Source organism: Streptomyces sp. NEAU-sy36 (assembly GCF_013423905.1).
GTDB lineage: Bacteria > Actinomycetota > Actinomycetes > Streptomycetales > Streptomycetaceae > Streptomyces > Streptomyces misionensis.
The window spans coordinates 4,567,245-4,580,822 of sequence record NZ_CP058977.1; the positions used below are offsets into that span (position 1 = coordinate 4,567,245).

Genomic DNA, 13,578 nt, shown 5'->3' on the forward strand with positions numbered 1-13,578 from the left:
CGTACGGAGCGCCCTCATCCGAAGGCGACACTGCTGGCGGCGGGCACGGGCAGCGATCCGGCGGCCCGGGGCACACCCGTCGTGGTGTCGAGGTCGAACCACGTCACCTCGCCCGAGCGCTCGTTGGCCGCGTACAGCCTGCGGCCGGGCGGGTCGAGCACGAGGTCACGCGGCCAGCGGCCGCCGCACGGTACGGCCGTCACCGGCTCCACCCGGTCGCCGGAGGCGTCGACGGCGAGGACGACCACGGTGTCCGTGCCGCGCACCGCCGCCCACAGGTACCGGCCGTCCGGGGACACCACCGGGGCCGAGGGCTGCACGGGCACGTCCGGACCGTCCGGGAAGAGGGGGGTCTCCCCCACCGGCCGGAGCACCCCGGCGGTGGCGTCCCACCGGCAGACGGTCACCGTCGGCCGCAACTCGCCCAGTACGTAGGCGTGTTCGCCTGACGGGTGAAACGCGAGGTGCCGGGGTCCGGTGCCCGGCGGCAGCCCGGTCGCGCCGTGCGCGCGCAGTTCGCCCGTGTGCTCGTCCAGTACGCACACCCGGACCGAGTCGGTGCCGAGGTCGACGCAGAGCACCCAGCGGCCCGTCGGGTCGGGCACGACCTGGTGGGCGTGCGCGGAGGCCTGGCGGTCCGGGTCCGGGCCGGAGCCGACGTGGCGCAGCACGCTGCTCGGGGGCAGCGGCATCCCCTCGGCGGTCAGCGGCAGCACGCTGACGCTGCCCGAGCCGTAGTTGGCCGTCAGCAGGTGGCCCTGCGTCAGCGACAGATGGGTCGGTTCGTCGCCGTGCACCCGCACGGGCTCGCCGAGCGGCCGGGGCACCGGTGTGTCGACGGCGTACGCGGCGACGGCGCCCGCCACGGTCTCGGAGACCGCGTAGAGGACGGTGCCCCGCACGGCGAGGTACGACGGGTTCGCGACGGACCGGACGGCGCCCGTCGCGGTCAGCGCCCCGCTGCCCGGGTCCCGGTGGGCGACGACGATGCCCGGCCCACCGGCCGATGTGAACGATCCGATGAAGACGCGCTCCGCGGCGCCGCCGGCCATGCATCCTCCGCCCTCCGCCCCGCGCGACGCACGGCGGAGTCACCACGATGCGGGCGCCGCGCCGGAGTGCGGCGGATTCCCCGGGCGACATGGCCCGGCATTCACCGGAACGCATCAACGGCCGCGCGGCTCCCGGGACCCCGTGAGACGGTGATCACGGTGCGCGAAGCCGTCGCCGGCCCCGGGGACGGCCGTGCCGCCGCCGGGGACGCGGCGGTGCCGATCCGACAGGAGGGCAAAAGCCGGTGAAGGCATTCGTGATGAAGGAGATCGGGAGCGTCGGCTTCATGGACAAGCCGGTTCCCGAACCGGGTCCCCTGGACGCCGTCGTGCGGACGACCAACGCGCTGATCTGCACCTCCGATTCGCACACCGTGCAGGGCGGCATCGGCCCCCGGGAGAACCTGACGCTGGGCCACGAGGCGGTCGGCGTCGTGCACGCCGTGGGCGGCGAGGTGAAGGACTTCCGGCCCGGCGACCGCGTGCTGGTCGGGGCCATCACGCCGGACTGGGGCGACCTCGCCTCGCAGAACGGCTACCCCTCGCAGTCGGGCGGGCCGCTGGGCGGCTTCAAGTTCGCCAACCTCAAGGACGGGGTGTTCGCGGAGTACTTCCACGTCGGCTGGGCGGACGCCAATCTGGCGAAGATCCCCGAGGGCATCTCCGACGAGCAGGCGGTCTACTGCGCCGACATGCTGTCCACCGGCTTCATGGGCGCCGAGCACGGTGACATCCCGATCGGCGGGACCGTGGCCGTACTCGCGCAGGGGCCGGTCGGGCTGATGGCCACGGTGGGGGCGAGGCTGCGGGGCGCTGGGCTGGTCATCGGGGTGGAGTCCGTGCCCGGCCGGCAGGAACTCGCCCGGTTCTACGGTGCGGACGTGATCGTGGACTTCACCCAGGAGGACGTGGTCGAGCGGATCCTCGAACTGACCGACGGCCAGGGCGTGGACACCGCCATCGAGGCGCTCGGCGCGGACGTGACGTTCCAGACCGCGGTCAAGGTCACCAAGCCGGGCGGCACCATCTCCGTCATCGGGTACTTCGGACAGGGCGATTTCGTGCACATCCCGCGCCTCGCATGGGGTGTCGGCATGGCCGACAAGACCATCGCGACCGGGCTGTGCCCCGGCGGGCGGCTGCGGATGGAGCGGCTGCTGCGGGTGCTGGAGAACGGGCGCGTCGATCCGACCCGGCTGACGACCCACCGGTTCCCCTTCGACCGGATGGAGCGGGCGTTCGAGGTGTCGGACAAGAAGCTGGAGGACACCGTGAAGGTCCTGGTGACCTTCGAGGGGTGACGCCGCCGGGCAGCACGGTTCGGTGCCGGCGGGGCCTCGCGCTCCTGCGGCATCAGAGAGGCGAGGCCGCATGTACGATCCCGATCCGCCCTTCCGGCCCGTCCGCGCGCGCGGGGGCTACCTGCCGCTGGAGGACCTCGGCCTGATCGGGGACGGCACCACGGCGGCCCTGGTCGGCCTGGACGGCTCCATCCCGTGGATGTGCCTGCCCCGCTTCGACTCGGAGCCGCTCTTCTGCGGTCTGCTGGACCATGCGCGCGGCGGCCACTTCACCGTGGCGCCCGAGGACCTGGTGGAGGCCCGGCAGCACTACCAGCCCGACACCGGCGTGCTGGTCACCGAACTGCGCTCGCCCACCGGGGTGGTGCGCCTGACCGACGCGCTCGCGCTGCGGTCCGGCGCCGATCTCACCGAGGACGTGCCCGCGGGGCGGGCGGAGCTGGTGCGCTCGGCGGTGGTGCTGTCCGGTCACGTCCGGCTCGGGGTGAGGCTGGAACCGCGCGGCGGCGGACAGGCGCACGCACTGTTCAGCGGGCTGGAGGTGCGCCCCCACCGGCAGCCGGGCCTGCGGCTGCACCTGCGGGCCAACCGCGCCCTGACCGGCCTGCACAGCACCCACGACCTCCAGCAGGGCGAGCACCTCGACCTCGTGCTGTCCTGGGGGCGCTTCCACCGCCACCACCGCTTCGACAGCGACGCCGTCCTCAAGAGCACCGCGGACGCCTGGCACCGCTGGATGCGGCACTGCGACTACGCCGGCCCGCAGGCGTCCCTGGTCAGGCGGGCGGCGCTGACGCTGAAGATGTGCGACGACTGGGCCAGCGGCTCGCTGGTGGCCGCGCCCACCTCCTCCCTGCCCGCCCCGATCGGCGGCATCCGCAACTGGGACTACCGCTACGCCTGGATCCGGGACGCGGCCTACGCCGTGTTCGCGCTGCGCCGCATCGGGTTCGACGGCGAGGCGGACTCCTTCCTCGGCTGGGTGCTCGACGCGTTCGAGCACAGCAGGCAGCCCCGCATCATGTACACCATCGAGGGCGACGCGGTGCCCGACGAGGTGGAGGACGGCGAACTGGAGGGCTACCGCGGCTCGGCCCCGGTGCGCTGGGGCAACGGCGCGGCCGACCAGCGCCAGCACGACGTCTACGGCGAGATCCTCGACTGCGCCGACCAGTGGCTGCTGGCGGGCGGGGAGATCCAGCCGGTGCTGTGGGCGGGCCTGGCCGGGCTCGCCGACGCCGCGGAGGGTGCCTGGCGCCATCCCGACCAGGGGATCTGGGAGGTGCGCAGCGCCGGGCAGGCGTTCACCTACTCGGCCGGGATGTGCCAGGTGGCGCTGGACCGGGCGGTGCGGATCGGTGAACGGCACGGGCTGCCGGGCCGGATCGACCAGTGGCGGGCGGCGGCGGAGAAGGTGCGCCGCATCATCCTGGAGGAGTCCTGGGACGAGGAGGCGCGCACCCTCAGCGCGCATCTGAACGGCGGGGGTGTGCTCGACGCGAGCCTGCTGGCGCTGCCGACGCGCAAGGTCGTGCCGGCCGACCACCCGCGGATGGTGGCCACCACGGCGGCCGTCGCCGAACGCCTGTCGGCCGGTGGCGGGCTGCTCTACCGCTATCTGCACGACGAGGCCCCCGACGGCCTGGCCGGTGACGAGGGCGCCTTCGTGCTGTGCAGCTTCTGGCTGGTCGACAACCTGGTCGGGCAGGGCCGTACCGAGGAGGCCGAGGAGCTGTACGCCTCCCTGTGCGCCCGGGCCAGCCCGCTCGGGCTGCTGTCGGAGCAGATCCATCCCACCACAGGAGAGTTCATGGGCAACTTCCCCCAGGCGTTCAGTCACATCGGCATCATCGCGAGCGGCGTGAACCTCCAGCGGGCGAGGGCGGCGAGCAGGCGATGATCGGCCGGCTCGTCATCCTCGGCGGCACGGGAGACCTCAGCGGTCGCTTCCTGATGCCGGCCCTCGCCGCCCTGCACGCCGCGGGACACCTCGCGGACGGGTTCCGGGTGACCGGCGCGAGCCGCGAGGAGTGGAGCACGGAGCGGTTCCGGGAGTGGATCGCCGAGTGGCTCGACCGGCAGGGCGGAGCCGTGCCGGCCGACGCGCGGCGGGCCGTCGTGGAGTCGGCCCACTACCAGCGGGCCGATGTCACCGACCCGGAGGACGTGCGGGCCGTCGTCGCCGGTGACGAACCCGTGGCCCTGTACCTCGCGCTGCCGCCCGCGCTCTTCCCTCGCGTGGTCACCGCGCTGCACTCGGCGGGCCTGCCGCCGGGGAGCAGGATCGTCCTGGAGAAGCCCTTCGGTGAAGACCTCGACACCGCTCGGGAGTTGAACCGTTTGCTGGCCGAACTGGTACCGGAGCAGGCGGTGTTCCGGGTGGACCACTTCCTGGCCATGACGACCGTGCAGAACGTGCTCGGCAGCAGGCTCGCCAACCGGGTGCTGGAGCCCCTGTGGAACAGCACCCACATCGCCGAGGTGGAGATCGTCTGGGACGAGAGCCTGGCGCTGGAGGGCAGGGCCGGCTACTACGACCGGGTGGGGGCCCTGAAGGACATGGTGCAGAACCACCTGCTCCAGGTGCTCTGCCTGGTCGCCATGGAGCCGCCGGTCACACTCGGCGAACGGGATCTGCGCGACCGCAAGGTGGACGTGCTGCGCTCGGTGCGGCTGCTGACCGAGTCCGACGTGGTGCACCGCACCCGCCGCGCCCGCTACGCGGCGGGGCGGATCGACGGCCGCGAGGTGCCCTCGTACGCGGACGAGGAGGGCGTGGACCCGCGGCGCGGCACCGAGACGTTCGCCGAGGTGGAGCTGGAGCTGGACAGCTGGCGCTGGGCGGGCACGACGTTCCGGCTGCGCAGCGGCAAGGGACTGCGCGGCGACCGCAAGGAGGTGGCGGTGCGGTTCCGGCCGGTACCCCATCTGCCGTTCGGGCACAGCGGGGAGGTGGTGCCCAATGTGCTGCGCTTCGGTCTGGAGCCGGAGGGTCTGACGCTGGACCTGATGGGCACGGGGTCCCGGGCCGGGCACCTCACCGAGCTGGAGCTGTCCGCGCGGATGGAACCGGGTGAACTGCCTGCCTACGGGCGGCTGTTGCTGGACGTCCTGCGGGGCGATCCGGCGCTGTCCATCCGCGGCGACGAGGCGGAGGAGGCCTGGCGGGTGCTCACGCCGGTGCTCTCGGCCTGGGAGCGCGGGCTCGTTCCGCTGGAGGAGTACCCGGCGGGCTCGGACGGGCCCGTGCCCCGGCACGCCTACGGTCCCGGGCCGGTGACCAGGGACGCCCTGCTGCACGAGGAGACGGTGCTGCACACGTCGGGCGAATCCGGCGGCAGGCCGTGAGGGGAGGGCGGCACGATGCGTCGTGAACCGGGACGACGGCCGCCGTGCGTCGTCGTGATCGGGGTGGCCGGGGTGGGCAAGACCACGGTGGCCCGGCTGCTCTCCGGGCGGCTGGAGGTGCCGTTCGCCGAGGCGGACGACTTCCACTCGCCGCGGAGCGTCGCCAAGATGTCGGCGGGTGTGCCGCTCACGGACGCCGACCGGCGGTCCTGGCTGGAGTCGATCGGCGACTGGCTGCGCGAGCGCGACGAGGCGGCGACGGGCGGTGTGGTGCCCTGCTCCGCGCTGCGCCGCCGCTACCGCGACATGCTGCGGGCGGCCTGCCCGGACGCCTTCTTCGTCCATCTGACGGCCGGCCACGAGGTGGTGGGACGGCGCCTGAGCGAACGCACCGGCCATTTCATGCCGCGCGCGCTGCTGGAGTCGCAGGAGGAGACGCTGGAACCGCTGGAGCCGGACGAGCGGGGCGTCACGGTGGACGCGGGCCCGGCTCCCGAGGCCGTCGTCGAGGCGGTGCTGGCACGCATGGCCGACGCGGACGCCGACGGCTGACCGGCGGGTCCGGGCGCGGCGCCCGGGCCCGCCGGGTGTACGGGTCAGCAGCCGCCGCAGTTGTAGTAGAGGGCGTCCCAGTGGTTTCCCTCGTCGGCGTAGACGTTGCCGGAGGCCGAGGTCCACATCGGGTAGCCGTCGCCTCTCAGACCCGAGTAACTGAAGTTGTTCTTGATGTAGTTGGTGACGCAGGTGTTCTTGCCGTAGTCGAGCTTGTAGCCGTTCCAGTGGGAGTAGGTGCCGGAGGCGTGCCCGGTCTCGGTGCCGCCGGTGATGTTCAGGGCGCAGCCGCTGGCGCGCTTGAGGGTCTGGGCGCCCTGGGCGGTGGCCAGGTTGAGCTGGTCGAACGACGTACAGGTCGAGTTGTTGCGGTCGGAGCAGTTGCCGGACGAGGACCAGGTGATGCCGACGTCGCGGAACATCTGGGTCGCCGTGGCTTGGCTGATCTTGGTGACCGCGAAGGCGTCGGTGGCGGTGCCGACGACGGCGACGCCGGGGGCGACGACGAGGGCGAGTGCGGTCACTGCGGAGCGGACCTTCATGGGGAGCCTCCTGCGGATGGCCAGGCTTCTTGTGTGTCGGCTGTGCAGGTGGTGCCACGAGATGATGGCAGACGGCCGCACGGATCGGCCAGCCCCCGCCACCGTCGTCACTCCGGCTTCACCCGTGAACGCCCCTGTCGGCGAGGGCCGTTGGCGCCGCGGTCCGAGGCCGCGCCCCCTTCGTGACGGCGCGGTGCGCCGTGACCTTCTGCACCAGCCCGTAGGCCAGTACGACCAGCAGGGCGTGCGGTTGGTCCGGCAGTGCGCGGACGACGACGACCGCGCCGACGCTGACGTTGCTCATGCCGCAGGCCAGGGTGACCGTGATGGCGGGGCCGGGCGGCAGGCGCAGCGCGCGGGCGGTGAGCGAGCCGCCCTGGAAGGCGAGGCGGCACACGGCCCATCCGACGACGGCGCAGAGCACGATCACCGTCCAGGACTCCCGGCGCAGCACGGGTACCGCGGCGGTCGCGTTGACGTACGTCAGCGCGAGCATCGCCGCCGCCGCCACGACCGGCGCCCGCTCCGCCAGGCGTCCGGCGACGGAGGCCGGGGCGAGCCCCCGGGCCAGCAGGCCGGCCGCGCACGGCAGGGCGACGGCGGCGCTCAGCAGGGTGCGCGTCTGGCCGGAGGCGCCGTGGACCAGCGCGCGCGCCCTGGCCGTCGCCGGCAGGACGTCGCCGAGCAGGCCCAGCGTCGCGGGCATGGTGAGCGGGCTGAGCAGCGCCGAGAGGAGGATGACGGCGAGCAGCGTGGTGACGTCGCCGTCCCGGCCGATCCAGACGGTCGCGGCGGCGGCCACGGGGGCCGCCGTGATCAGGGCCACGGCGCCGGCCAGGCTCCCGGCCAGTTCCTGGCGGCCGAGGGCGGACAGGGCGAGGGCAGTGGCGGGGGCCAGGAGGAAGGCCGTCAGCAGATGCGCGCCCAGCCCGGCGATCAGGGCCGTCGGCCGGCGGACGGCGGCCAGGGCCCGGGCCGGGGGCACCTGGAAGGCGGCGGCGAACAGGATGAGGAACAGGGCGCAGGCGGAGATGTCGAGGCGCAGGCCGTGGAGACCGAGCGTGGCCGTGCGCAGGCGGGTGCCGGGGGCGGGCAGCAGCAGGGCGAGCAGATGGCAGACGAGGACCAGCGGGCCCAGGCGCCGGTGGAGCCAGGCGGCCGGCCGCCGGTCGTGGGGGGTGGGAGCGGGCATGCGCGTTTCCTTGGGGTGCGGGCGCACCGGCGGGCCGCCCGGCCACGCGGACGTCGTCGTGCCAGGCGGTGGGGTGCGCGGGAGGGGGGAGTGAACGCCGACGCTCGGTGCCGGCGCTCCCGCACCCTCGGCAGCGCTTCCGGGCGGCCCGCGACGGCCCGTCGGCACGGCGGTGTGTCCCGGGGGGGGCGGCGGCCCGGTGTGCGCGTGGGCGAGGACGGCCGGCACGCTGCGTGGGGACTCCTACACCCTCAGCAGCACTTCCGGACGGTCGTCGGGAGCCCGTGGACACGGCGGCGCGCTCCCGGGTGGCAGCGGGTCGGCCCGGCGCGGGCGGTGCTCGGCGGGTGCCGCGGCCACGGGAGCCGGGGCCGGAGCGGAGGCGGTGAGGGTCTCGCCGCCCCGGCAGTGCCGACCGTGGGCGCCCGGGGGTTTCGGTACGTCGGCCGCGGCGGCCGGGGGCGCGGCCGAGGAGGGCAGCCGGGGCGCGGCCGGGGCGAGCGGCCTGAACGACGCGTCGGGGGCGGCACCGGCCAGGCTCCGCATGCGCGGGCACCCGCCGAGCGCGGCACCGAGGACGGCGCAGGCGAGGACGCACGTGAGGAGGGTCAGCCAGGCGGTGCGCCCGCGCATCCGCGTCCTCCCGTCTCCTCGTCCAGTGGAGCACTCCGGACGTTAGGCACCGCAGGGGCGGGACGCACCGCGCCTCGCTCGCAGGGCACGCCAGGGGGCGACGGGTCGACCCGTAAGGGTCAACAACAGGCGTTGGCGGTGCGGACCTTGCCTCTCGGGCAAATACCCGCCGGGGTATTTGACCCTCCCCTCCGAGTCGTCCTACCTTCGGCCTCACGCTAACCCCCCGGGGTATTTGAGCAGGCAACCAAACGGGCCTCAGGGCCGGAAGGGAAGGACCTCCACCATGGTCGCCAGTCCCCTCTCCAGCGGCGAGACGATCGCCGGCCGGCACCGCGTCGTCATCATCGGCGGCGGCAGCGCCGGTATCAGCGTCGCCGCCCGGCTGCGCCGCGCCGGCGTCCGGGACATCACGCTCGTCGAACCCTCCGACAGCCACTGGTACCAGCCCTTGTGGACCCTGGTCGGCGGCGGCCAGGCGCCCCTGCGCAGCACCCGCCGCGCCGAGGCCGCGGTCATACCGGACGGCGTGCGGTGGATACGCCGGCACGCCCTCGCCATCGACCCCGACGCGCGCACGGTCACCCTCTCCGGGGGCGCGGAACTCGCCTACGAGTACCTGGTCATGGCCCCCGGGCTGCAACTGGACTGGGACGCCGTACCCGGTCTCGCCGAGGCGGTGGGCCACGACCGGGTGTGCAGCAACTACGCGCCGGAGTACGCCCCGCGCACCTGGGACCTGATCAGGAACATGCGCTCCGGCACGGCCGTCTTCACCCACCCGGCCACCCCGCTGAAGTGCGGCGGGGCGCCACAGAAGATCGCCTACCTGGCGGCCGACCACTGGCGCAGGCGCAAGGTCCTGGACCGCGTCCGGATCATCCTCGTGATACCGGACGCCACGCTGTTCAAGGTGCCCGAGTGGGGCCGCGTACTGGAGCGGGTGGCCGACCGGTACGGCATCGAGGTGTGGCTGCGGTCCGAGATGACCGCCGTGCACGGCGACCGGCGCGAGGTCGTCATCACCGACCACGCGAGCGGCCGCGAGGAGACCGTCTCCTACGACCTGCTGCACGCCGTGCCGCCGCAGAGCGCGCCCGACTGGGTCAAGACCGGGCCGCTCGCCGATCCCGCGAGCCCCCTGGGATTCGTCGCCGCGGACCGGCACACCCTGCAACACCCGCGCCACCCGGAGGTCTTCGCGCTCGGTGACGTGGCCAACCTGCCGACCTCGAAGACCGGCGCGGCCGTGCGCAAACAGGCCCCGGTGGTGGTCGCCAACCTGCTCGACGCCATGCGCGGCAGGCGGCCGGAGCACCGGTACGACGGCTACACCTCCTGCCCACTGGTGACCGCCCGCGACCGGATGCTCCTCGCCGAGTTCGACTACGACCTCAAGCCCACCCCCACCTTCCCGCTGATCGACACCTTCAAGGAGCGGCGCGACATGTGGGTCTTCAAGCGGTTCGCGCTCCCGCAGATCTACTGGCGCGGCATGCTGACCGGCCGTCTATGACCGTCCGCCGGAGCCGCCGCCGGCCGGGCACGACACGGGACCCGGAATACCCCCCGGGGTACTCGTGTTACATTGGATATACCCCGGGGGGTAATTCGGCAGAGGGAGTGACTCCGTGTTCTTCATCGACACCATCGAGCTGGAGGGCCTCGGGAACCGCAGCTATCTGGCCGGCGGGCGGGAGGCGGCCGTGGCGGTGGACCCGCCGCGCGACGTCGACCAGGTACTCGCCGTGGCGGCGCGGCGCGGGGTCCGGATCACGCACGTGGTGGAGACCCACATCCACAACGACTACGTCACCGGCGGCCTGGAGCTGGCCCGGCTGACGGGCGCCGCCTACCTGGTGCCGGCCGGTGCGCGGGTGGCGTTCGCCCGGGTGCCGGTGTCCGACGGCGACACCGTCACCGTCGAGGGCGAACTGGAGTTGCGCGCGGTCGCCACGCCCGGCCACACCCCGCACCACACCTCCTATGTACTGCGCGAGCAGGGGCGTCCGGTGGCGGCCTTCACCGGCGGTTCCCTGCTGATCGGCACGGTGGGCCGGCCCGACCTGGTCGAGCCCCGGCTGACCGAGCGGCTGGCCCGGGCCCAGCACGCCTCCGCGCACCGGCTCGCCACGGAGCTGCCGGACGAGACGTCGGTGCTGCCGACACACGGCTTCGGCAGCTTCTGTTCCTCCGCGCAGGCCGAGGGCGACGCCACCACCATCGGCAAGGAGAAGTCGGTCAACGCGGCGCTCACCACCGACGTGGACTCGTTCGTGGCCCGGCTGCTCGCCGAGCTGGACGACGTCCCCGCCTACTACACGCACATGGGTCCGGCCAACGCCGCGGGTCCGGCGCCGGTGGACCTCACCGCGCCGGCCGTCGCCGACGCCCGGGAGATCGCCGACCGGCTCGCGGCCGGCGAGTGGGTCGTGGACCTGCGCAACCGGGTGGCGTTCGCCGAGGGCCATGTCGCCGGTACCTTCAACTTCGAGGCCGGCGGCAAGCTCGCCACGTATCTCGCCTGGCTGATCCCGTGGGGCAAGCCGGTGACCCTGCTCGCCGACTCACGAGAGCAACTGGCGTCCGCGCAGCGCGAGTTGGTCCGGGTCGGCATCGACCGGCCCGCGGCCGCCGCGACCGGCGCGCCCCATGAGTGGGTCGCCGGGGACGACGACCTCGTCTCCTTCCCGCGCTCCACCTTCGCGGGCCTGGCCGAGCGCGGCACGGACGGCGTCGTCGTCCTGGACGTACGCCGCGACTCCGAGCGGGGCAGCGGGTACATAGCGGGCTCGGTGCACATCCCGGTCCATCAGCTGCACCAGCGGCTGGACGAGGTACCGGCGGGCACCGTGTGGGTGCACTGCGCCGGCGGGATGCGGGCGGCCATCGCCGCCTCCCTGCTGCACGCCGCCGGGCGGGACGTGGTGGCCGTGGACGACGGCTTCGACTCGGCCACCGAGGCGGGTCTGACCGTGGTGGCCGGCTGAGCCACTCCCCCAGCCCGCACCACGCGGGCCCTGCCGTCGTCGGCACAACCGGCCCCGCCCGGCAGACCTGTACGGCCTGCCGGGCGGGGTGTTCTCGGCGGATTTCCCGGCTTACGGCTCGATGCCGCCCGCGAGGGTGCCGCTCACGTACACCGTCACCTTGGTGGCGTCGGCGTACGCGGTGTTGGTCGCGTAGCTGTAGTCGTCGGACTCGCTGAAGTTCGACCAGTCCGTCTTGTTGATCCGGGCCTGGATGTCACCGGTCGACGCCCCGGCCGCGAGGCTGCCCGCACCGGAGGTGAACCCGACCTCCAGGTAGTGGTCCGCGCCGGACTTCGGTGAGGACAGGGCCACGACCTTCTGCGTGACGTTCGAGCAGCCGACCGCCGCGTAGTCACACCACGCGCTGAAGGTGGAGGCACCGCCGTCACCGGTGAAGTAGTAGCGGATGGTCACCTTGGACAGGTCCACCGCGCTGCTGCCGGTGTTCACCACCCTCAGACCCGGCTTGATCTGGTTGTCACCCGGCGCCGAGTCGTTGTTCTTGTACTGCACCTTCACCGCACCCGTACCCGGAGTACCACCGCCGCCGGAAGCCGCCGTGGTCGCGGTCACCGCGCTCGACGCCGCCGACACGTTGCCCGCCGCGTCCTTCGCCTTCACCGTGTACGAGTACGACGTCGACGCCGTGAGCCCGGAGTCGGTGTACGACGTGGACGTGGTGCTGCCCACCTTCGTCGAGCCCCGGTACACGTCGTACCCGGTGACCCCCACGTTGTCCGTGGACGCGGTCCACTTCAACGACACACTCGAACTCGTCGTCCCCGACACCGCCAGACCCGTCGGCGCGGAAGGCGCCGTCGTGTCCGAACCGCCACCGGGCGGGTTGCCCCCTGAACCGCCGAGGGCGCTCTGGACGGCGGCGTACGCGGGCTTCTGCTGGAGGTTCTCGTCGTAGAGGCAGGCGGCGCCCTGTCCCTGGAAGGTTCCCGGCACCCAGGAGTACTTGTCGTCGAAGTCCCACACGGTGATGCCGACGCACCGGGAGACGGCGAGGCAGGCGTTGGTCACCTGACGGTAGTAGTCGGCCTGGGTCGCCAGTTTGGTGCTGTCGGCGGGCATCTCCATGCGCACGTCCAGCTCGGTGAACGCGACGTCGAGCCCCAGGTCGGCGAAGCGCTGGAGGTTCTGCTGCATGTTCGAGGGGAACGAGTACTGGATCGCGAGGTGCCCCTGGAAGCCGATGCCGTCCAACGGCACGCCCTGCTTCTTCAGATCGCTGGCCAGTTGGTACATGGCGTCGGCCTTGGCGCCGCTGCCGTCGATGTTGTAGTCGTTGATGTACAGCTTGGCGCCCGGGTCGGCGGCGTGCGCGGTCCTCAGCGCGTCCGCGATGTAGTCCTTGCCCATGGCGTTGTAGAAGGCGTCGGTCCGGTACGTGCCGTCGTCGTTGAACGGCTCGTTGACCACGTCCCAGGCGTAGACCTTGCCCTTGTAGTGGGATGCCTCCTTGGTGATGTGGTTCTCCATGGCCGCCTGCACCTGGCCGGCCGGCAGGTTGCTCACCCAGCTGGGCAACTGGCTGTGCCAGACCAGGTTGTGGCCGCGCACCTGCTGGTTGTGGGCCTGTGCGAAGGAGACGATCGCGTCGCCGCCGCTAAAGTTGAACTGGCCCTGCGACGGCTCCGTGGTGTCCCACTTCATCGAGTTGCCGGGCGTGATCGAGCCGAACTCGCTGCCGAGGACGGCGGTGTAGGACGAGTCGTTGAGTTCCGAGTTGTCGGTGGCGGAGCCGAAGTAGCGACCCTGCGCCTGCGCCAGCTGGTTCAGGGTGGCGCCCTGGGCGACGGCGGCCGGAGCGGTTCCGACAGCGAGCAGGCCGAGTCCGGCGGTGGCCAGGGTGGCCAGCGCGACCGCCAGCCCCCCACCGCGCATGGGATGCAGAAGGGATCTCACCGCTGTCTCCTC

General features: G+C 73.0%; 11 protein-coding genes. 6 read left to right on the forward strand and 5 right to left on the reverse strand.

Annotated features, from left to right (window positions below; translation table 11 throughout):
- Positions 1–14: 14 nt before the first annotated feature.
- A complete protein-coding gene (locus HZZ00_RS20765; RefSeq protein WP_180327841.1) occupies positions 15–1,052 on the reverse strand; it encodes a lactonase family protein in 1,038 nt (345 codons plus the stop codon).
- Positions 1,053–1,297: 245 nt separating this feature from the next.
- Between HZZ00_RS20765 and HZZ00_RS20770 the strand changes: the two genes are divergently transcribed.
- The 4 genes from HZZ00_RS20770 (at position 1,298) to HZZ00_RS20785 (ending at position 6,253) form a co-directional block, all read left to right on the forward strand.
- Entirely contained in the window at positions 1,298–2,353 is a 1,056-nt protein-coding gene (locus HZZ00_RS20770) for an NAD(P)-dependent alcohol dehydrogenase (RefSeq protein ID WP_180327842.1), read from the forward strand.
- A gap of 70 nt (positions 2,354–2,423) precedes the next feature.
- Positions 2,424–4,253 (forward strand): glycoside hydrolase family 15 protein, encoded by a 1,830-nt coding sequence (locus HZZ00_RS20775; protein WP_180327843.1) that lies wholly within the window; start codon positions 2,424–2,426, stop codon positions 4,251–4,253.
- Complete coding sequence (locus HZZ00_RS20780; protein WP_180327844.1) at positions 4,250–5,701, forward strand: glucose-6-phosphate dehydrogenase; 1,452 nt, start codon at positions 4,250–4,252, stop codon at positions 5,699–5,701. The genes HZZ00_RS20775 and HZZ00_RS20780 overlap by 4 nt, the downstream gene beginning before the upstream one ends.
- Positions 5,702–5,716: 15 nt before the next feature.
- Entirely contained in the window at positions 5,717–6,253 is a 537-nt protein-coding gene (locus tag HZZ00_RS20785; RefSeq protein ID WP_180327845.1) for a gluconokinase, read from the forward strand.
- 44 nt (positions 6,254–6,297) lie between these two features.
- Here the strand turns inward: HZZ00_RS20785 and HZZ00_RS20790 are convergent, their stop codons facing one another.
- The 3 genes from HZZ00_RS20790 to HZZ00_RS20800 form a co-directional block, all read right to left on the reverse strand.
- A complete protein-coding gene (locus tag HZZ00_RS20790) occupies positions 6,298–6,795 on the reverse strand; it encodes a hypothetical protein (protein WP_070029785.1) in 498 nt (165 codons plus the stop codon).
- Between the two features lie 118 nt (positions 6,796–6,913).
- Positions 6,914–7,987, reverse strand: a complete 1,074-nt coding sequence (locus HZZ00_RS20795; RefSeq protein ID WP_180327846.1) for a sodium-dependent transporter — start codon at positions 7,985–7,987, stop codon at positions 6,914–6,916.
- A 243-nt stretch (positions 7,988–8,230) separates the two neighbouring features.
- Complete coding sequence (locus HZZ00_RS20800; protein ID WP_180327847.1) at positions 8,231–8,620, reverse strand: hypothetical protein; 390 nt, start codon at positions 8,618–8,620, stop codon at positions 8,231–8,233.
- Positions 8,621–8,906: 286 nt separating this feature from the next.
- Here HZZ00_RS20800 and HZZ00_RS20805 point away from each other — a divergent pair, with 286 nt between their 5' ends.
- Positions 8,907–10,136 carry an FAD/NAD(P)-binding oxidoreductase gene (locus HZZ00_RS20805; protein ID WP_180327848.1) on the forward strand — a complete coding sequence of 410 codons (1,230 nt, stop codon included), beginning with the start codon at positions 8,907–8,909 and terminating at the stop codon, positions 10,134–10,136.
- Between the two features lie 115 nt (positions 10,137–10,251).
- Positions 10,252–11,610 carry a rhodanese-like domain-containing protein gene (locus HZZ00_RS20810; protein WP_180327849.1) on the forward strand — a complete coding sequence of 453 codons (1,359 nt, stop codon included), beginning with the start codon at positions 10,252–10,254 and terminating at the stop codon, positions 11,608–11,610.
- A 111-nt stretch (positions 11,611–11,721) separates the two neighbouring features.
- Here HZZ00_RS20810 and HZZ00_RS20815 read toward each other — a convergent pair whose 3' ends face one another.
- On the reverse strand, positions 11,722–13,566 hold the full coding sequence (locus tag HZZ00_RS20815; RefSeq protein WP_306856109.1) for an endo-1,4-beta-xylanase: 1,845 nt from the start codon (positions 13,564–13,566) through the stop codon (positions 11,722–11,724).
- Between the last annotated feature and the right edge of the window lie 12 nt (positions 13,567–13,578).

Excerpts from the sequence above, each read along its gene's own strand:
- HZZ00_RS20765 (WP_180327841.1), bottom strand. The coding sequence starts at position 1,052 with ATGGCCGGCGGCGCCGCGGAGCGCGTCTTCATCGGATCGTTCACATCG.
- HZZ00_RS20775 (WP_180327843.1), top strand. The coding sequence starts at position 2,424 with ATGTACGATCCCGATCCGCCCTTCCGGCCCGTCCGCGCGCGCGGGGGC.
- HZZ00_RS20780 (WP_180327844.1), top strand. The coding sequence starts at position 4,250 with ATGATCGGCCGGCTCGTCATCCTCGGCGGCACGGGAGACCTCAGCGGT.
- HZZ00_RS20785 (WP_180327845.1), top strand. The coding sequence starts at position 5,717 with ATGCGTCGTGAACCGGGACGACGGCCGCCGTGCGTCGTCGTGATCGGG.
- HZZ00_RS20790 (WP_070029785.1), bottom strand. The coding sequence starts at position 6,795 with ATGAAGGTCCGCTCCGCAGTGACCGCACTCGCCCTCGTCGTCGCCCCC.
- HZZ00_RS20795 (WP_180327846.1), bottom strand. The coding sequence starts at position 7,987 with ATGCCCGCTCCCACCCCCCACGACCGGCGGCCGGCCGCCTGGCTCCAC.
- HZZ00_RS20800 (WP_180327847.1), bottom strand. The coding sequence starts at position 8,620 with ATGCGCGGGCGCACCGCCTGGCTGACCCTCCTCACGTGCGTCCTCGCC.
- HZZ00_RS20805 (WP_180327848.1), top strand. The coding sequence starts at position 8,907 with ATGGTCGCCAGTCCCCTCTCCAGCGGCGAGACGATCGCCGGCCGGCAC.